The sequence below is a fragment of the Sphingomonas yabuuchiae genome (assembly GCF_001477495.1).
Classification (GTDB): domain Bacteria; phylum Pseudomonadota; class Alphaproteobacteria; order Sphingomonadales; family Sphingomonadaceae; genus Sphingomonas; species Sphingomonas yabuuchiae_A.
Window position 1 is genome coordinate 1 of the sequence record NZ_LDTF01000018.1, and the last position, 19,000, is coordinate 19,000.

At 67.7% G+C, this 19,000-nt stretch carries 13 protein-coding genes, 1 tRNA gene and 1 riboswitch; of the genes, 2 read left to right on the forward strand and 12 right to left on the reverse strand.

What is annotated here, in order from left to right; translation table 11 throughout:
• Positions 1–103: 103 nt before the first annotated feature.
• Positions 104–1,525, reverse strand: a complete 1,422-nt coding sequence (locus tag NS355_RS05265) for a sugar porter family MFS transporter (protein WP_058744744.1) — start codon at positions 1,523–1,525, stop codon at positions 104–106.
• A 161-nt stretch (positions 1,526–1,686) separates the two neighbouring features.
• On the reverse strand, positions 1,687–2,754 hold the full coding sequence (locus tag NS355_RS05270; protein WP_058744745.1) for a LacI family DNA-binding transcriptional regulator: 1,068 nt from the start codon (positions 2,752–2,754) through the stop codon (positions 1,687–1,689).
• A gap of 112 nt (positions 2,755–2,866) precedes the next feature.
• Positions 2,867–2,976, forward strand: a riboswitch (SAM-I-IV-variant riboswitch).
• A gap of 44 nt (positions 2,977–3,020) precedes the next feature.
• Between NS355_RS05270 and NS355_RS05275 the strand changes: the two genes are divergently transcribed.
• Positions 3,021–4,076 carry a threonine aldolase family protein gene (locus NS355_RS05275; RefSeq protein WP_058744746.1) on the forward strand — a complete coding sequence of 352 codons (1,056 nt, stop codon included), beginning with the start codon at positions 3,021–3,023 and terminating at the stop codon, positions 4,074–4,076.
• Positions 4,077–4,214: 138 nt separating this feature from the next.
• Here the strand turns inward: NS355_RS05275 and NS355_RS05280 are convergent, their stop codons facing one another.
• The 8 genes from NS355_RS05280 to NS355_RS05315 all read right to left on the reverse strand — a co-directional run bounded on the left by NS355_RS05280 (position 4,215) and on the right by NS355_RS05315 (position 15,231).
• Positions 4,215–4,556: a hypothetical protein gene (locus NS355_RS05280; protein ID WP_058744747.1), complete on the reverse strand. Its 342-nt coding sequence runs from the start codon at positions 4,554–4,556 to the stop codon at positions 4,215–4,217.
• A gap of 53 nt (positions 4,557–4,609) precedes the next feature.
• Complete coding sequence (locus NS355_RS05285) at positions 4,610–5,161, reverse strand: OmpA family protein (RefSeq protein WP_084787555.1); 552 nt, start codon at positions 5,159–5,161, stop codon at positions 4,610–4,612.
• A gap of 126 nt (positions 5,162–5,287) precedes the next feature.
• Positions 5,288–6,367 (reverse strand): AI-2E family transporter, encoded by a 1,080-nt coding sequence (locus NS355_RS05290; RefSeq protein ID WP_058744749.1) that lies wholly within the window; start codon positions 6,365–6,367, stop codon positions 5,288–5,290.
• 292 nt (positions 6,368–6,659) lie between these two features.
• Positions 6,660–11,177, reverse strand: coding sequence for a glutamate synthase large subunit (gene gltB / locus NS355_RS05295; RefSeq protein WP_153008066.1), 4,518 nt, complete (start codon positions 11,175–11,177; stop codon positions 6,660–6,662).
• A gap of 72 nt (positions 11,178–11,249) precedes the next feature.
• On the reverse strand, positions 11,250–11,798 hold the full coding sequence (locus NS355_RS05300; RefSeq protein ID WP_167345404.1) for a DUF2059 domain-containing protein: 549 nt from the start codon (positions 11,796–11,798) through the stop codon (positions 11,250–11,252).
• A complete protein-coding gene (locus NS355_RS05305) occupies positions 11,798–13,249 on the reverse strand; it encodes an NAD(P)-dependent oxidoreductase (RefSeq protein ID WP_058744751.1) in 1,452 nt (483 codons plus the stop codon). Before NS355_RS05305 ends, NS355_RS05300 begins: the two co-directional genes overlap by 1 nt.
• 153 nt (positions 13,250–13,402) lie before the next feature.
• Positions 13,403–14,212: an undecaprenyl-diphosphate phosphatase gene (locus tag NS355_RS05310; protein ID WP_244489565.1), complete on the reverse strand. Its 810-nt coding sequence runs from the start codon at positions 14,210–14,212 to the stop codon at positions 13,403–13,405.
• Positions 14,213–14,298: 86 nt separating this feature from the next.
• Positions 14,299–15,231, reverse strand: a complete 933-nt coding sequence (locus NS355_RS05315; RefSeq protein ID WP_058744753.1) for a complex I NDUFA9 subunit family protein — start codon at positions 15,229–15,231, stop codon at positions 14,299–14,301.
• A gap of 104 nt (positions 15,232–15,335) precedes the next feature.
• On the opposite strand from NS355_RS05315, the gene NS355_RS05320 reads away from it, so the two are divergent.
• Positions 15,336–15,422: transfer RNA gene (locus NS355_RS05320), tRNA-Leu, on the forward strand.
• A gap of 165 nt (positions 15,423–15,587) precedes the next feature.
• Here the strand turns inward: NS355_RS05320 and cobA are convergent.
• Both cobA and NS355_RS05330 read right to left on the reverse strand, forming a co-directional pair.
• Positions 15,588–16,379 (reverse strand): uroporphyrinogen-III C-methyltransferase, encoded by a 792-nt coding sequence (gene cobA, locus NS355_RS05325; protein ID WP_058744754.1) that lies wholly within the window; start codon positions 16,377–16,379, stop codon positions 15,588–15,590.
• A complete protein-coding gene (locus tag NS355_RS05330; protein ID WP_084787557.1) occupies positions 16,369–18,960 on the reverse strand; it encodes a nitrate reductase in 2,592 nt (863 codons plus the stop codon). The genes cobA and NS355_RS05330 overlap by 11 nt, the downstream gene beginning before the upstream one ends.
• Positions 18,961–19,000: the final 40 nt, after the last annotated feature.

Below are 19,000 nucleotides of genomic sequence, written 5' to 3' on the forward strand. Positions count from 1 at the left end.
TCCGTTCAGCCTGAGCGGGGGGAGAAGCCAACAGCATAGCTCAAAAGAAAAGCCCGCCTCCCATGGGGAAGCGGGCCTGTCAGGCTCGGGGACTATTCCTCTATCAGCCCGCCATGTCTTCCAATTCGCGACCGCGCGTCTCGTTGACCATGGCGCGGACGAAGAAGAACGACACCGCCGCGAAGAAGGCATAGCCGAAATAGGTCACGCTCAGGCCCGGCGACACGGCGAGCGCGGGGAAGCTGACCGAGATGGCTGCGTTGGCGATCCACTGGGCAAAGCCCGAGACCGCCAGGCCCGACCCACGAATCTGGTTCGGGAACATCTCGCCCAGCATGACCCACATGACCGGGCCCCAGCTGGCATTGAAGAAGATGACGTAGAGGTTCGCCGCGACCAGCGCGATCACGCCGTTGTTGCCGGGCAGCGACACCGCGCCGTTCGCGCCGGTGACGGCGGTCGAGAAGGCATAGGCGACGATCGCCAGCGTCACTGCCATGCCCGCCGAACCGATCAGCAGCAGCGGCTTGCGGCCGATCTTGTCGACGGTTGCGATGGTGAACAGGCAGGCCGCGATCGACAGCACGCCCGACAGGATGTTGGTCTGCAGCGCATAATCTTCCGAGAAGCCGACCGCTTCCCACAAGGTCGCACCGTAATAGAAGACGACGTTGATGCCGACGAGCTGCTGGAAGACGGCCAGGCCAATTCCCGCCCACAGGATGGGGCGAATCTTGCCGGTCGTCTTGTCGACCAGGTCGGACAGCTTGGGCTTGTGCTGGTCGGCGGCCAGCGAGCGGCGGATATCGGCCACCTTGCGGGTCGCTTCGGCCTCGCCGAACAGCTTGGTCAGGACGGTGTGCGCCTCGGCATCGCGGCCCTTGGCGACCAGGAAGCGCGGGCTTTCCGGGATGATCGACAGCGCGGCGAAATAGATCGCCGCCGGGATCGCCTGAAGCCAGAACATCCAGCGCCAGGCGGGGAAGCCCAGCCAGAATTCGGCGGTCGAGCCACCGGCGTAACGGGCGAGCGCGAAGTTCGCGACGAATGCGCCGGTCAGGCCGGTGATGATCATCACCTGCTGCACGCTCGACAGTCGGCCGCGAATCGAGGCCGGGGTCACTTCGGAGATATAGACGGGCGAGATGACGCTCGCCGCACCGACACCCAGGCCACCGATGATGCGCGCCAGGATGAAGATCGCCGAGCTGCCCGCCGCCCCCGCCAGCAACGCGCTGACCAGGAAGAGGCCGGCGGCCAGCATCATGACGTTGCGGCGGCCGATCGCGTCGGCCATGCGCCCCGCCCCGAACGCACCGATCGCCGAGCCGACCAGGATCGCGCCGACATTGACGCCCACGCCCAGACGGCCGAGGTCGAATGCGGCCTCCAGCCCCTTCTGGGTGCCGTTGATGACGCCCGAGTCATAGCCGAACATGAAACCGCCGATGGTCGCGACAACGACGATCGCGGCGATGAAACCATGATTGACGCGCGCGGCGTCCAATCCCCTTGTGTCGGTCACTTCCGGCCCTCTCCTGATCCGTGCGTGGCGTCTTGGCCTATCCGCACGGCAATGTCCTGTCACCGGCGCGATTCACGGCCAGCCATAATGGTAACGCTATCTTAAAACATCGCGCCGTCAAGCGGGTGCGCGCACGGTTCGTCCCGCTTCGCGACCCGCCATCAGATTCCGCGCGGCCTGCGCCGCGGCGCGGCGTCCGACTGACGCCGGATCAGGCTGTAATCCAGCATGCGGTGCGCGGGAGGCTCGGCGTTTTTCTGGCGGATGACCGTGGCCATCATCTCCACCGCCGCGCGCGCCATGTCGGCGATCGGCTGGTGAATGGTGGTCAGCTCGGGCCAGATCGTCGTGGACAGCGTGGTGTCGTCGAAGCCGCAGACGGTCAGGTCGCTCGGCACGTCCAGGCCCCGGCGATGCGCCACGGCCACCGTCGCTGCGGCCATGTCGTCGTTCGACGCCAGGATCGCGGTCGGCGGTTCGGCCAGATCGAGCAGCCGCTCCGCCGCGTCCAGACCCGAGCGATAGGTATAGAGGCCGGGCGCGACCAGTTCCTCGTCGAACGGCACGCCCACGGCCTCGAGTGCGGCGCGGAACCCCTCGTAACGGCGGGCGCTGGCGGTCAGGTTGGGATTGCCGCAGATGAAACCGATGCGACGGTGGCCCAGGGTCATGACATGACGCGTCATCTCCTCGGCCGCCGCGCGGTCGTCGATCTGCACCGCCATCGCCGATTCGGGCATTTCCTGCGGCGCCACGCCGGTCGCCACGACCACGGCGGGCACCCGCGCCTCGCGCAGCAGGGCCAGGACGGGTTCCGCCTCGCACAGCGGCGGCGGCAGGATCACGCCGTCGATCCCGCCCGCGATCAGATGGCGCGCGACCTCGACCTCATGGTCGCCGATCTCGCATTTCTCGACGACCATCTGCACGTCCAGCCGCGACGCCTGGTCCAGCGTGCCGAGCAGGAATTCGCTGAGGAACCCCTGGCTGGGATTGCTGTAGAGCATGCCGATGCGGATCTGCGCCGCGCCCGCCAGGCTGCGCGCCGCCGGGTTGGGCGCGTAGTTCAGCTGCGCGATCGCCGCCTCCACCTTTTCGCGGGTGGCGGGGCGGACATTGGCCTCGTTGTTGATGACGCGCGAGACGGTCATCAGCGACACACCGGCGGCGCGCGCGACATCGCTGATCGTGGGAGCGCTGCTACCGCGGCGCGAGGTCCTGATGTTCATAACGTTTACGCTTCCACTTTTCGGACGCGATACGCAATGCTTCGAGGGTCGAAAGATGGCGCATGCGGCGACCGCCACCCTTGCGGACCGGGCCGCCCGCCGCTAAAGGCCGCGCCAGCATCAAGAGTCGGGCCTTCGCCCGGCACCAACCTGCCTCCCGGCAAGGTGGTGCCTTTCCAGATGGAGAGGGATGTGGCCGAACCGGCAATAACGGGACGAACCGCCACTTTCCTCATCCGACTCGTCATAGGTACGAAGGATTTGTGATGAGCGCGGTCATTCCTCAGCAGTTCGCCAGCGACAATTATGCGGGCATCTGTCCCGAAGCCTGGGCCGCGATGGCCGAGGCCAATCAGGGCTATGTCCCGGCCTATGGCGAAGACCCGTATACCGACCGCGCGGCGGATGCGTTCCGCACCCTGTTCCAGACCAAGTGCGAGGTCTTCTTCGCGTTCAACGGCACGGCGGCCAATTCGCTGGCGCTGGCCGCGCTCTGCCAGAGCTATCACAGCGTCATCTGCTCGGCCTCCGCGCATGTCGAGACCGACGAGTGCGGCGCGCCCGAATTCTTCTCCAACGGATCGAAGCTGCTGGTCGCGCAAACCGAGGACGGCAAGCTGACCCCCGACGCGGTGCGCGCCCTCGCCACCGGCCGGTCGGACATCCACTTTCCGAAACCGCGCGCGGTGACGATCACCCAGCCGACCGAGACGGGGCAGGTCTATACGCTGGCCGAAATCCACGCGCTGTCGGCGGTGTGCCGCGAGCTGGGCCTGCGGCTGCACATGGACGGGGCGCGCTTCGCCAATGCCTGTGCGGCGCTGGGCTGTTCGCCCGCCGACATGACGTGGCGCGCGGGCGTCGATGTCCTCTGCTTCGGCGGCACCAAGAACGGCATGGCGGTCGGCGAGGCGATCCTGTTCTTCGATCCCGTGCTGGCCGAGGATTTCGACTATCGCTGCAAACAGGCGGGGCAGCTGGCGTCCAAGATGCGCTACCTCGCGGCACCGTGGATCGGGATGCTCGACACCGGCGCATGGCTGACCAATGCCGCCCATGCCAATGCCTGCGCACAGCGGCTGGCGGCGCGGGTCGCGGGACTGCCCGGCATCGCGCCGATGTTCCCGGTCGAGGCGAACGCGGTGTTCCTCAGCGCGCCGCCCGCCGTGCTCGACGGCCTGCGGGCGCGCGGCTGGCGTTTCTACACCTTCATCGGCGGCGGCGCACGGTTCATGTTCGCCTGGGACGCCGATCCGGCGCGGGTCGACCAGCTGAGTGACGACATCGCGGCGGTCGCCGTCGAGGCGTTGCAGGCAGCGTAGCATTATCCTCCCCGGTACGGGGAGGTGGCAGGGCGAAGCCCTGACGGAGGGGGGCTTCCATACAGCTCGACCCATGAGGCGATCCCCCTCCACCATGCTGCGCATGGTCCCCCTCCCCTTGCAGGGGAGGAACGAGCTTTACCCCTCCGCCGCCAGACGATCGAGCCACGCCTGCGCCTGTTTCGGTTCCCCCACCGCCTCCGGCCCGACAGGGCCGCGCGAGGCGAGGAACTCCGCATGGAGCGCGAAGGGCGGCAGGCCGAGTTGCTGCCGGGCTTCGTCGATATCCTCGCCCATCTCGGTCAGCTGCGCCACCACCGGCGCCGCCGCCGCACGAGCCACCCGATCCTTGCGATGATCGAACAGCCCCCATTTGCCCGCCGCCGTGGTCCGCAGCGCGGCGATCAGCGCCTCGCGATACTCGCCTTCCATGTCTTCGCGATGCGCGTCGAGCCGCGCCAGTCGATCACCCTTGGCCATGGCATGGCCTTACGATCCGGCTGCCGGGTCGGCAATCGCTCGCACCGCTTCGATCAGCCACCGCGATCGACGTCGATCTCGACTCTGCGGTTGCGCGCGCGGCCCTCGCTGTCGTCGCTGCCATCCGGTTTGGCGTTGGGCGCGACTGGGCGGGTTTCGCCCAAGGCGATCACGCGCATCCGGCTTCGATCCAGACCTTTACGCGCCAGATAGTCGCGCACCGCCTCGGCCCGTTTGCGCGACATGATGCGGTTGGCCTCGTCGTCACCCTCGCTGTCCGAATGGCCGCGCAGGGTCAGGTTGCCGCCGCGCACCATCGGGTCGGCGGCCAGCCGGTCGAGCATCGCCTTGGCCTCGCTGTTCAGGCCCCCGCCGCCCTGGGGGAAACCGATGGTGGTCGGGCTGGCACCGGCATCGGCCGCGACCGCGCCGGGCAGGCTCTCGGGTCGGGCGACCGTCTTGCTCGGAGACGGCGCAGGGACGGGCAGTTCGATCGAGGCTCCGCTGGCCCCGGCCTGGCGCGCGACATCACCGCCGCCGCTGCATCCGGCCAGCGCACAGGCGAGCCCGGCCGTCATGTTCCAGGCCCCCAATCGCAGTCGCATTTCGCTACCCCATCATCCGGCCGATCCCCCCGGCCGGTCCGCCTTTTGTCGCAAACCATAGGCAGCGTGATGTTGCAGCGCAAATCGGCTTTGGGGGCAGGGTCGGTCCGATATGGGCCAGCGCCCTTATGCCGCCTCGCCTTCCGGCGGTGCGACGCCGCGTTGCTCGCTGAGGATGCGCCACCCCGCCAGGAACAGCGCGGCGACGACCGGACCGACGACGATGCCGCTCAGCCCCAGCAGGTCGATGCCGCCCAGCGTCGTCAGCAGCACGATCCAGTCGGGCAGCCCGGTGTCGCGCCCGACCAGGATGGGCCGCAGGATATTGTCGGCCAGCCCGATGACCAGCACACCCGAGGCGACGACCACCGCCCCCTGCCAGATCGCGCCGGTCGCGAGCAGATAGATGGCCACCGGCCCCCAGATGATCGCCGGACCGATGGCAGGCAGCAGCGCCGCGATCGCCATCAGCACGCCCCAAAGCAGAGCCGCCGGCACCCCGACGATCCAGAAGGTGATCGCCCCCAGCGCACCCTGCACCAGCCCGACGATGACCGAGCCCTTGATGGTGGCGCGCACCACCGCGACGAAGGTATCGACCAGCCGCTTCGCCACGTCGCGGTCGAGCGGCAGCGCGCGGACGAACGCAGGCCCCAGTCGCTCGCCATCACGGATCAGGAAGAAGGCGACATACAGCCCGACGCCGAATGCCAGTGCGAAGGCAAAGGCGTTGCGGCCGATCGACAGGGCCTGGGACGCGATCTGGCTGACGCTGCTGCTCAGCGTGCGCGAGATACGGGCCTGCAACCCCTCGACGCTGTCGATGCCCCAATTGTCCATCGCCTGACGCAGCCGCGTGGGCAGCGCATCGCGGACCTGCTGGAAATATTGCGCGAAATCGATTTGGCCGCTGCGCACCTTCAGATACACGCCCGACGCCTGGTCGACGACCATGCTGCCGATCAGCAGGGTCGGCACGACCACGGCAAAGGTGATGATCAACATGGTCAGCCCGGCCGCCAGATTGCGCCGCCCGCCGGTTTTGGTCAGCAGCCACTGGAACAGCGACCGGAACAGGATCGCCGCCAGCCCCGCCCAGAGCAGCGCCGCGAGAAAGCCCGACACCACCGCCAGCATCCCGATGGTGATCAGCGCGAGGAACAGGATGAATCCCCCGCGTTCGATCTTCTGGCGATCGATGGTCATGCTGCTTCCCCCTTTTCCATCGCGGCGTAACCGTCACGGTGACGCAACGGTTCCGTGATCTGGGTTAATGCGGTGACGGGGATGTCATGGGTTTGAGCCTGCGCGCCCACATGCCCCCGCTCCGTTCAGGCTGAACGGATGGTGGGATATTCCCAATCCTCCCCGGCACGGGGAGGGGGACCATGCGAAGCATGGTGGAGGGGGCTCCCCGCGAGGTACGTTCCTTGCGGCGGCCCCCCTCCGTCATCGCGCACGCGATGCCACCTCCCCGCGAGCGGGGAGGATTTTTGCCTTACTCCGCCGCCACCGCCTCGACGCTGTCGTCGAGCGGATGCGCCAGGCGGGTCAGCATTTCCTTCGGGCAGACCTGCCAGAAATGCCCGGCCACCCGGTCCCAATCCTCCAGCAGGCCCTTCGACCACTTGCTGTCGGTGCGCGCGGCATGTTCCTCGACCAGGCCGCGCAGCACGCCCTCCCAATGCGCGGAGGCGAGGCGCTGCCACACGATGTTTTCAGGGTTGGCGCGACGCGCGAAACGCTCTTCGGGATCGTAGATGAAGGCCATGCCGCCGGTCATGCCCGCACCGAAATTGGCGCCGACCTCACCCAGCACCACGGCGGTGCCGCCGGTCATATACTCGCAGCCATTCGCGCCGCAGCCCTCGACCACCACGATCGCGCCCGAGTTGCGGACCGCGAAACGCTCGCCCGCCTGGCCCGCCGCGAACAGACGGCCCGAGGTCGCACCGTAAAGCACCGTGTTGCCGATGATCGTGTTCTTCTGGCTGGCCAGCGGCGAGCTGACCGCCGGGCGCACGATGATGGTGCCGCCCGACAGGCCCTTGCCGACATAGTCGTTGGCGTCGCCGAACACTTCCAGCGTGATGCCCTTGCAAAGGAACGCGCCCAGCGACTGGCCCGCGCTCCCGCGCAGCCGCACGGTGACATGCCCGTCGGCCAGCTTGCTCATCCCGAACGTGCGGGTGATCTCGGACGACAGCCGCGTGCCGACCGCGCGGTGCGTGTTGCGCACCGAATAGGTCAGCTGCATCTTCTCGCCGCGCGAGAAGACGGCGGCGGCATCCTTGATGATCTGCGCATCCAGGCTGTCGGGCACTTCGTTGCGGAAGGTCGACAGGCTGAACCGTCGCTCGGCATCAGTCGCATCGACCTTGGCGAGCACCGGATTGAGGTCGAGATCGTCGAGATGTTCCGCGCCGCGGCTGACCTGGCGCAGCAGCTCAGTCCGCCCGATCACCTCGTCCAGCGAGCGCACGCCCAGGCGCGCCAGGATGTCGCGGACTTCCTCGGCGATGAAGGTCATCAGGTTGATGACCTTTTCCGGCGTGCCGGTGAACTTGGCACGAAGCCGCTCGTCCTGCACGCAGACGCCGACCGGGCAGGTGTTGCTATGGCACTGGCGCACCATGATGCAGCCCATCGCCACGAGGCTGAGCGTGCCGATGCCGAACTCTTCCGCACCCAGGATCGCCGCGATCACGATGTCGCGCCCGGTCTTCAGGCCACCATCGGCACGCAGGCGGATCCGTCCGCGCAGGCCGTTGAGGGTCAGCGTCTGGTTGACCTCCGACAGGCCCATTTCCCACGGGGTCCCGGCATATTTGATCGAGGTCTGGGGAGAGGCGCCGGTGCCGCCGACATGGCCCGACACCAGGATGACGTCGGCATGCGCCTTGGCCACGCCCGCCGCGACCGTGCCGATACCAGCGGACGACACCAGCTTCACGCAGACTCGCGCCCGCGGGTTGATCTGCTTGCAGTCGTAGATGAGCTGCGCGAGATCCTCGATCGAGTAGATGTCGTGGTGCGGCGGCGGCGAGATCAGCGTCACGCCCGGCGTCGCATGGCGAAGCTTGGCGATGAACTCGGTCACCTTGAAGCCGGGCAGCTGCCCACCCTCGCCGGGCTTGGCGCCCTGCGCGACCTTGATCTCGATCTCGTCGCAGGCGTTCAGATATTCCGCCGTCACGCCGAAACGACCGCTCGCGATCTGCTTGATCGTCGAGTTGGCGTTGTCGCCATTGTCATAGGGCTGGTAGCGCAGCTTGTCCTCGCCGCCCTCGCCCGACACGGCCTTCGCGCCGATCCGGTTCATCGCGATCGCCAGCGTCTCATGCGCTTCGGGCGAGAGCGCACCCAGCGACATGCCCGGCGTCACGAAGCGCTTCCGGATTTCGGTGATCGCCTCGACCTGATCTACGGCCACGCCCTCGTTCGGGAAGTTGAACTGGAGCAGATCGCGCAAATAGACTGGCGGAAGATCGCCGACGCCGCGGGCGAATTGCAGATAGGTCGAATAGCTGTCGGTCGCGACCGCCGTCTGCAACAGGTGCATCAGCTGCGCCGAATAGGCATGCGTCTCGCCGCCGTCGCGCTGGCGATAGAAGCCGCCGATCGGCAGCGTCGCGACATGCTGGTCCCAGGCCGCTTCGTGACGGACCATCGCCGAGTAATGGAGCGAGTTGTAACCCTCGCCCGAGATTTTGGCGGGCATGCCCGGGAACAGGTCGTTGACCAGCGCGCGGGACAGGCCGACCGCCTCGAAGTTGTAGCCACCACGATAGCTGGAGATCACCGCGATCCCCATCTTGGCCATGATCTTGAGCAGGCCGTCCTCGATCGCGGTGCGATGGTTGGTCAGGCACTGTTCGATGCTCATGTCACCGAACAACCCACGGCCATGACGGTCGACGATCGCGGCTTCGGCCAGATAGGCGTTCACCGTGGTCGCGCCGACGCCGATCAGCACCGCGTAATAATGGGTGTCGAGGCACTCGGCCGAACGCACGTTGATCGACGCATAGCTGCGCAGCCCCCGGCGGACGAGATGCGTATGCACCGCCGCCGCCGCCAGCACGCCCGCAATGGCGACACGGCCTTCGGAGACATGCTCGTCGGTTAGGAACAGCTCGGACCGGCCCTCGCGCACCGCCTGTTCGGCCTGATTGCGGATGCGCTGGATCGCGGCGCGCAGCCGGTCGGGACCGCCCTCCGCCTCGAAGGTGCAGTCGATCTCCGCCGCCGAACGGCCGAAATGCGCCTTCAACCGGTGCCAGTCCGCGCCGGTCAGGACCGGGGACGGCAGAACCAGCACGCGCTCGCGCCGGTCCTCGGTGTCGAGGATGTTCGCCAGATTGCCGAACCGGGTCTTGAGCGACATCACATAGCGTTCGCGCAAGGAATCGATCGGCGGGTTCGTCACCTGGCTGAAATTCTGGCGGAAGAACTGGCTGATCAGACGCGGCTTGTCGGAGATGACCGCCAGCGGCGTGTCGTCGCCCATCGAGCCGATGGCTTCCTTGCCCCCCTCGGCCATGGGCGACAGGATCAGCTCCATATCCTCCATGGTCTGCCCGGCGGCGACCTGACGGCGCAGCATCTCCGCGCGGGGCATCCGCACCAGCGCCTCGTCTTCGGACGGCTGGGGCAGCTGGTCCATGGTCAGGAACTCGCCGATCATCGCGGCATAGTCCTGCTCGCCCGAGATCTGGTCCTTGATCGCCCGGTCGTCGTACAGCTTGCCCTCGGCCAGATCGACGGCGATCATCTGCCCCGGCCCCAACCGGCCCTTGGCGGTGACGGTCGCCTCCGGCACCACGACCATCCCGCTTTCCGAACCGACGATCAGCAGGCCGTCGGCGGTCAGCGTATAGCGAAGCGGGCGCAGCGCGTTGCGGTCCATGCCCGCCACCGCCCAGCGGCCATCGGTCATCGCCAGTGCGGCCGGACCGTCCCACGGCTCCATCACGGAGGCGAGATACTGGTACATGTCGGCATGCGCCTTGGGCGCGTCGAGGTCCTTCTGCCACGCCTCGGGCACCAGCATCAGCTTGGCGGTCGGCGCGTCGCGCCCCGAACGGCAGATCGCTTCGAACACCGCGTCAAGCGCGGCGGTGTCGGACGCGCCCGCCGGGATCACCGGCTTGATGTCCTCCGAATTGTCGCCGAACGCGATCGAGGCCATCCGGATCTCGTGGCTGAGCATCCAGTTCTTGTTGCCACGGATCGTGTTGATCTCACCATTATGCGCCAGACAGCGGAAGGGCTGCGCCAGCCACCATTGCGGGAAGGTGTTGGTCGAATAACGCTGGTGGAAGATCGCCACGCGGCTCTCGAACCGGTGGTCCTGCAGGTCGGGATAGAAAACCGACAGGCTTTCGGCGAGGAACAGCCCCTTGTAGATGATCGAACGGCAGGACAGCGAACAGATATAGAAGCCGCTGATCTGCGCCGCGATCACCCGCTTCTCGATGCGGCGGCGGATCAGATAGAGGTTCTTTTCGAACTCGGCGGCATCGACCTCGTCGGGCATCGGCCCGGCGATCATGATCTGTTCGATCTCGGGCCGGGTCGCCTGCGCCTTCATGCCGATGACCGACACGTCGACCGGCACCTGGCGCCAGCCATAGATGGTATAGCCCGCCTCGATGATGACGCTCTCGACGATGGTGCGGCAGGTTTCCTGCGCGCCCAGATCGGTGCGCGGCATGAAGATCATGCCGACCGCGAGCCGGTTGGGCAGCACCTTGTGCCCCGACGCCGCGATCGCATCGTCGAAGAAGCGGTGCGGCAGATCGACGTGCAGGCCCGCACCGTCGCCGGTCTTGCCGTCCGCATCCACCGCGCCGCGATGCCAAACCGCCTTCAGCGCATCAATCGCTGACTGGACGACCCGGCGCGAGGGCTGGCCGTCGGTGGCCGCGACCATGCCGACGCCGCACGCATCACCCTCGAACTCGGGGCGGTACATGCCATGCTCGGCGAGATATTGGCGCTGGTCCATCGTCATTCTCCGCTCCGGGCTACCGCGTCGTCATGCGGCCAAGCCCCGTCATCTCAATCAGTCTGTTTCGGTGCCCGGTCAGGGCGTCTTCTTCGCTGCGACCAGCGCTTCGACCCGCGCGCGGATCTTGGGGAAGGCGGCCATGCCAGCCTCTCGCCCCATCGCCTTGCCCGCCTCGGCCAGTCGCTGCTGCAACTGGGGTTGCAGTTCCAACAGCCGCTTGCCGGTGGGCGAGTCGTAAAAGGCGATGATCGCCTTCAGCTCGTCTTCCGAAAAGTTGCGGCGATATTCCTCGGCCACCGCGTCGGTGATGCTCGGATAGCGCGCGCGAAAGGCCGCCATCATTTCCTCAGTTGCGATCGCACCGACCTGCTGCTGCCCCTCCGGGGTCGCCAGCCGGGTCTTGACCGTCTGGGGAATGTCGGGTGCGGCCTGCATCGCGGTCACGATCTGGGCAGACACCAGCGGCATCAGACCCGAGAACTGGAAGTCCAGCGTTCGATTGATGTTGAGCTTGCCGACCAGCGTCCGCGCCGTTTCAATCCGTCCGCCCGCATCGGCGGCGGGCGGGGTCTGCGCGACGGCGGGAGTCGCCAGCAGCATGGCCAGCGGGGCGAGCATCCGCATCACGCCGCCACCTTCTCGCGCGCAGCCGTCTTCGCCCGCGCCTTCAGCCACTGGTGCATCGCCTTGGCCACATCGCGGCCGTCGCGGATCGCCCACACCACCAGGCTCGCGCCGCGCACGATGTCACCCGCCGCAAACACGCCGTCCAGGCTGGTCATCAGCGTGCGGCCATCGACCAGCACCGTACCCCAGCGACTGACGCCCAGCTCGGCGGTGCCGAACAGGCTGGGCAGGTCCTCGGCGTCGAAGCCCAGCGCCTTGATGACCATGTCCGCCTCCAGCAGATGGTCGGCGCCCGGCTCGGCCTCCGGTGCGCGGCGGCCGCTGGCGTCGGGGGCACCGAGGCGCATCTTAGCGGCGCGCACGCCCGTCACCGTCTCGCCGCCCTCGAAGCCGAGCGGCGCGGAGAGCCAGACGAACTCGGCGCCTTCCTCCTCGGCATTGGCCACTTCACGCTGCGAGCCCGGCATGTTCGCCCGGTCGCGGCGATAGAGGCACTTCACCGACTTTGCGCCCTGGCGGATCGCGGTGCGGACGCAGTCCATCGCGGTATCGCCGCCGCCGATGACGACGACATTCTTGCCCTCGGCGTTGAGCGAGCCGTCCTCGAACGCCTCGACCGTGTCGCCGAAGCTCTTGCGGTTGGACGCGGTCAGATAGTCGAGCGCGGCGATCACGCCGTTCGCGCCCGCACCGTCCACCTCGACATTGCGCGCCTTGTACACGCCGGTCGCGATCAGCACCGCGTCATGACGACGGCGCAGTTCCTCCAGCGTGGCGTCCTCACCGACCGCAAAGCCTTCGTGGAAGACGATACCGCCCGCCTTCAGCCGCTCGACGCGGCGCATGACGACGGGCTTTTCCAGCTTGAAGCCGGGGATGCCATAGGTCAGCAGCCCGCCCGCCCGGTCGTGCCGGTCATAGACATGGACCTCGTAACCCGAGACGCGCAGATATTCGGCCGCGGTCAGCCCCGCAGGCCCCGCGCCGATCACCGCGACCGACTGGCCGCGCGCGGGTCCGGGGACCAGCGGCTCGACCCAGCCCTCTTCCCAGGCGGTGTCGGTTATAAACTTTTCGACCGAGCCGATCGTGACCGCGCCGTGGCCCGAGAACTCGATGACGCAATTCCCTTCGCACAGCCGGTCCTGCGGGCAGATGCGGCCGCAGATCTCTGGCATGGTCGAGGTGCTGTTCGACAACTCATAGGCTTCGCGCAACCGCCCCTCGGCGGTCAGGCGCAGCCAGTCGGGGATATGGTTGTGCAGCGGACAGTGGACCGAGCAATAGGGTACACCGCATTGCGAGCAGCGCCCCGCCTGATCCTCCGCCGCCGGTGGCGCATAACGCTCGGCGATCTCGCGGAAATCCTCCGCGCGGGTCTCTGCGGCCCGCTTGGCCGGATAGGCCTGATCGCGGCCTACAAACTTCAGCATAGAATCGTTCGCCATATGCGCCTCCGAAGATGCGGATATTGCGCGAACGACCCTATGTCACCTCGAAATCGACATATAGGACAGTTACCACGTCCTATTTAATCGGCAAGAGGGCCGCCCTATCGCTTTATTGCGACAGACCCGCAATAAATAAGGACCGATCCGGTATCAATGCAGGGTCAGCAGGGCCAGCGCGATGCTGCCCGCGACGATTCGGTACCAGGCGAACGGCCCGAATCCGTGACGCCCGACGATGCCGACGAACCAGCGCACCACGAGCAGCGCGACGATAAAGGCGACGACGAAACCGACTGCGATCTCCAGCGGCCCGACGCTGTTCCCGGCGCGCATCGCGTCCAGATGCCCCGCCGTCTCGACGACGCTGGCCCCCAGCATGGTGGGGATGGCGAGGAAGAAGCTGAACTCCGCCGCCGTGCGCCGCTCGACGCCCAGGGTCAGTGCGCCCAGGATCGTCGCACCCGACCGGCTGACGCCGGGGATCATCGCCAGGCACTGGAGGAAACCGACGCCCAGCGCGGTCCTGGCGGGGACGGCGGCGATGCCGCGCGTCGTGCCGGGCTTCACCACCCGCTCGATGACCAGGATCGCGATGCCGCCGACGATCAGCGCGACCGCGACGACCTTGGGCTGGAGCAGCAGCGCCTCGATATGCTTCTTCGCCAGCACGCCGATGACGGCGGCGGGGATGAAGGCGATCAGCAGGTTGCGCACGAAACGGACCGAACCGGGATCGCGCTTGGCCAGCCCGACCATGACCGTCCAGAAGGTCCGCCAATAGAGCACGACCACCGCCAGGATCGCGCCCAGCTGGATGACGATGTTGAACATCTGCCACCGTGCATCGTCATAGCCGAGCAGCGCGCCCGCCAGGATCAGATGGCCGGTGGAGGACACCGGCAGGAATTCGGTGACACCCTCGACAATCCCCAGGATGATGGCAGCAATCAGATCGTTCACACGAGTCCCCACAAGCAAAGACAGCCCCGCCGCCATAAGGCGACAGGGCTGTCGGCGAAATGATAAAGACTGTTAAGGTGGGACGGTCAGGCCGCCAGCGTCTCCGCGCGCCGCCCGAACCGGCCCGCCTTGCGGAAACGGATCAGATATTCGGGCGCGACGGTCGCCAGCGGGGCGGCCTCGATGCCCAGTGCGGCCAGACCCGGCGCACCGGCGGCGGCGACATTGTCCTGCTGCAGCATCAGCCACTGGTCCCAGGTGATCGGCGAGCCCGGCAGGCGCGCAAGCAACGCCCCCGCAAAGTCGGGCAGTTCCAGGATGTTGGGCTTGCGGCCCAGCGCCTGCGCGATCCAGCGGAGCAGCTCGCCCATCGACAGCACGTCCGGTCCGCCCAGCTCATAGGTCTTGTGCCCATGCGATTCGGGATCGCGCAGCGCGTTGGCGACCGCCTGGCCGACATCGCCCGCAAAGACCGGCTGGAACTTCACGCCCGCGCGCAGGACCGGGACGATCGGCGCGGCCATCATGCCCGCAAAGCGGTTCACGAACTGATCCTCGCGCCCGAACACGATCGAGGGACGCAGGATAGTGGCGTTCGGGAATGCCGCGCGCACCGCGTCTTCGCCCTGCCCCTTGGACCGGGCATAGGCGGCCGCACCATTCGCGTCCGCGCCGATCGCCGAGACATGGACCAGCGCCCGGGCGCCGGCGTTGCGAGCGGCTTCCGCGACCGCGCGGGCGCCGTCGACGTGGATGGCTTGCATGTTGCCGCCCATCACGCCGACCAGATTGACGACCGCATCGGCCCCCTCGACCGCACGCGCGACCGTATCCGGCCGGGCGATATCGGCGGCCACGAACTGCGTCTGGCCCAGCCCGCCTTGGGTGCGCAGGAAATAGGCCTGGCGCGGATCGCGCTGCGCCACCCGGACGCGCGTACCGTCCCGCATCAGTTCGCGTGCGACATAGCGGCCCAGAAAGCCCCCGCCGCCGATCAGCGTCACCAGCTTGTTCGTCATGACCGTCCCTATTCGCCAGATTTTTTGTGCACCGCCCCTTTGCCTCGCAAAAAAGCCGTTGACAAGGATTCGAACCCTACCCTAAAGGCGCAGGCCTACCCCGTGCCCAGATGGCGGAATTGGTAGACGCACCAGCTTCAGGTGCTGGCGATCGCAAGGTCGTGGAGGTTCGAGTCCTCTTCTGGGCACCATTCCTTCCCCAGGCTTCCAAGCCTCGGGACTGGCGGAAAACCAAGACTTTCTACCAACGTCACCGTGCGACGGCGCGATGACGAAGTCTTGGCCTCTCCCGCCGCCATGGGCGCCGAGGCGCACCCACTCCTCCCCCTATGAAGTCGAAGCGCCGCTCTTTCGGGTCAGGCGATCAATATTCCATCGCGGGCCCGGCTGGATTGTGCATGTGCGAAAGCCGGATCGGCTTCGACCGCTTCGCCGACGATCAGCATGGCGGGATCGTGCGCGCTGATCGCCTCGACCAGAAAGGCGAGCGAGGACAGCCGCCCCCGGATGATTCGCTCATTGGACAGCGAGGCGTTGACCACGACCAGCACCGGCGTGTCGGGGCTGCGCCCGGCGGCGACCAGTTGCTGGGCTACGATCGCCGCCGCCGCACGGCCCATATAGATGGCCAGCGTCGAATCGGTCGCGGCCAGCGTTGGCCAGTCAAGATCGAGCGTCGCCCCCGCCTGGGCATGCGCCGTCACCAAGGTCAGACGACGCGCCACGCCGCGCAGCGTCAGGCTGGTTCCCGCCGAGGCGACGGCGGCGCTGGCGGCGGTGATGCCGGGGCAGATGCGTACCGGCACCCCCGCCGCGCGGCAGGCGGTCACTTCCTCCGCCGTCCGCCCGAAGATCGCCGGGTCGCCGCCCTTCAGCCGGACGACGCGCCTGCCCTCCAGCGCTGCCGCGACGATCAGCGCGTCGATCGTCCGCTGATCCCTGGAATGACGGCCCGATCGTTTACCGACGCTGACCCGCTCGGCGCGGGGGGGAATCAGGTCGAGGATGCCGGGGCCGACCAGTGCGTCGTAGAAGACGACATCCGCCGCCGCGATCAGCCGCTCGGCCTTGCGGGTCAGCAGATCGGGATCGCCCGGCCCTGCCCCGACCAGCCAGACCGAACCGGCGGGAAATTCGTCATGCGGCATGGATTTTCTCCTCGGCGAGCAGGCGGGCGAGCGCGGGGCGGCACGATCCGCAATTGGTGCCCGCGCCCAGGGCGGCCCCGATCGCGGCGACATCGGCCAGCCGCTGGTCGCGGATCGCCGCGACGATGGTGCGCATCCCAATATCGAAACAGGCGCAGACGATCGCCCCGCGATCCGCCTGCTGGCCCGGCGCGCGCCCGGCGAGCAGGGTGAGTGCGGCCTCTGATTCGGCCAGTTGGCCGATCAGCCAGTCGCGGCTGGGCAATTCCCCGCTTTCGGTCACGAACAGCGCGGCGACCAGCCGACCGCCCGACAGGATCGCAATTCGCCGCGTGCCGCGCGCGGCGTCGATCGCCTCGATCCGCTCGCCGCCGGGCAGGCTCGCCTCCAGCTTCACCGGGTCGCCATTGCCCGCCAGCTCCCACAGGCTGCCCGCCGGAATGGCGACGCGCGTGGCCCAGAGGCAGGCGGGATGACGCACCGGCTCGCCCGCGAGGATCAGGAAGCCGCGCCACCGCGTCGCCACCGCCGCCAGCCGCGCCGGGGTCTGCTTGAAGCCCGGCTGGCCCGACACCGGATCGACCAGCGGACGCGGCAGCAGGCCGGTCCGCCCGCCGCTGGAGGTGCGGTCGGTCCAGTGGATCGGGGTGAAGATCTCCCCCCGCCGCTGCGCCGCCGTCACGCGCACGCGGTACAGGCTCTCCCCCTGCGGCGTCGCCACCCGCGCCAGCCCGCCATCGGCGACGCCCAGCCCGGCGGCATCGTCGGGATGCACCTCCACCAAAGGCTCCTCACGGTGACGGGCCAGCTTGGGCGCCAGGCCGGTGCGGGTCATGCTGTGCCACTGGTCGCGATACCGACCGGTGTTGAGCGTCAGCGGCCAGGCGGCGAGCGCCCCCGAAATCGCCTTTCGCGTCACCGTCACCAGCCGCGCGCGACCATCGGGAGTCGAAAAACGGCCATCGGCAAAGGGCATGCCACCCCAGCGGAACGGCGTCATCGAATCATAATCGGCATTGCCCGCGCTCGACAGGCCGGGCAGCGCGAACAGGCGCGCGCCGTCATTCTCATAGGCCGACAGACGGCAATGCTCGCGCCAGATTTCGGCGGGGCGGTCATAGGCGAAGGCGGTCTTCCACCCCATGCGGCGGCCGACTTCCTTGACGATCCACCAGTCGGGCTTCGCCTCGCCGGGCAGCGGAAACAGCGCGCGCTGGCGGCTGATCGTTCGGTCGGAATTAGTGACGCTCCCGTCCTTCTCACCCCAGGCGGCGGCGGGCAGGCGGACATGGGCAAAGGCGGACGTGTCGGTGTCGGCGATCACGTCGCTGACCACCAGGAAGGGACAGGCGGCCAGCGCCTCGCGCACTTTCCCGGCATCGGGCATCGACACGGCCGGGTTGGTCGCCATCACCCACAACGCCTTGATCCGCCCCTCCCCGACCGCGCGGAACAGGTCGACGGCCTTCAGGCCGGGCTTTTCGGCGATGGTCGGCGCGGCCCAGAAACGCTGGACACGGGCGCGGTTGTCGGAGGCGAAATCCATATGCGCCGCCAGCGTCGAGGCCAGCCCGCCGACCTCGCGCCCACCCATGGCGTTCGGCTGGCCGGTGATCGAAAAGGGCTGCGCGCCGAGCTTGCCGATGCGGCCCGTCGCGAGATGGACGTTCAGGATCGCATTGACCTGATCGGTACCGCTCAGCGACTGGTTCACCCCCTGGCTGAACAGCGTGACGGTGCGCGGGGTGGCGGCGAACAGCTCGTAGAAGCGGCGCAGATCGGCCGGGGGAAGGTCGCAGGTCTTCGCCACCGACCAGAGATCGCTGCCCTCGCCCAGCGCTTCCCAGAAATCGGCGGGAACCGACAGATGATCGGCGAGGAATGCGGCATCGAGCACCCCCGCCTCGCGGCACCAGGCGAGCAGGCCGTTCATCAACGCCACATCGCTGCCGGGGCGCAGCGGCAGGTGCAGGTCGGCTTCCTCCGCCGTCTCGGTACGGCGGGGGTCGATGACGACCAGCTTGGCGCCTGCGTCGCACCGGGCGCGGATACGCTGATAGACGATGGGATGGCACCAGGCGGTGTTGCTGCCGACCAGGACGATCAGGTCGGCGGCGTCGATATCTTCGTAGGACGCGGGCACCACGTCCTCGCCGAACGCGCGGGTGTGGCCCGCCACCGCGCTCGACATGCACAGGCGCGAATTGGTGTCGATATTGGCCGAGCCGATAAAACCCTTCATCAGCTTGTTGGCGACATAATAGTCCTCGGTCAGCAACTGGCCGGAGACGTAGAAGGCGGCGCTGTCGGGACCATGTTGCGCGATGGTGTCGCGGAAGCGTTTCGCCACCAGGTCGAGCGCCTTGTCCCACGACACGCGGCGCTTGCCGATCATCGGGGTGAGCAGGCGACCTTCGAGGCCGACCGTCTCGCCCAGATGCGTGCCCTTGGAACAGAGCCTGCCGCGATTGGCGGGGTGGTCGGGATCGCCCTCGATCTTGACGGCACGCTCGCCGGTGACGGTCGCGCGGATGCCGCAGCCGACACCGCAATAGGCGCAGGTGGTGCGGATCGCGTTCATGCGTTGCCCCTCCCCTTCAGGGGAGGGGTTGGGGTGGGGC

Bases quoted from the DNA above. Each gene is read 5' to 3' on its own strand.
- NS355_RS05270 (WP_058744745.1), bottom strand. From the start codon at position 2,754: ATGAACATCAGGACCTCGCGCCGCGGTAGCAGCGCTCCCACGATCAGC.
- NS355_RS05275 (WP_058744746.1), top strand. From the start codon at position 3,021: ATGAGCGCGGTCATTCCTCAGCAGTTCGCCAGCGACAATTATGCGGGC.
- NS355_RS05280 (WP_058744747.1), bottom strand. From the start codon at position 4,556: ATGGCCAAGGGTGATCGACTGGCGCGGCTCGACGCGCATCGCGAAGAC.
- NS355_RS05285 (WP_084787555.1), bottom strand. From the start codon at position 5,161: ATGCGACTGCGATTGGGGGCCTGGAACATGACGGCCGGGCTCGCCTGT.
- NS355_RS05290 (WP_058744749.1), bottom strand. From the start codon at position 6,367: ATGACCATCGATCGCCAGAAGATCGAACGCGGGGGATTCATCCTGTTC.
- gltB (WP_153008066.1), bottom strand. From the start codon at position 11,177: ATGACGATGGACCAGCGCCAATATCTCGCCGAGCATGGCATGTACCGC.
- NS355_RS05300 (WP_167345404.1), bottom strand. From the start codon at position 11,798: ATGCGGATGCTCGCCCCGCTGGCCATGCTGCTGGCGACTCCCGCCGTC.
- NS355_RS05305 (WP_058744751.1), bottom strand. From the start codon at position 13,249: ATGGCGAACGATTCTATGCTGAAGTTTGTAGGCCGCGATCAGGCCTAT.
- NS355_RS05315 (WP_058744753.1), bottom strand. From the start codon at position 15,231: ATGACGAACAAGCTGGTGACGCTGATCGGCGGCGGGGGCTTTCTGGGC.
- cobA (WP_058744754.1), bottom strand. From the start codon at position 16,379: ATGCCGCATGACGAATTTCCCGCCGGTTCGGTCTGGCTGGTCGGGGCA.
- NS355_RS05330 (WP_084787557.1), bottom strand. From the start codon at position 18,960: ATGAACGCGATCCGCACCACCTGCGCCTATTGCGGTGTCGGCTGCGGC.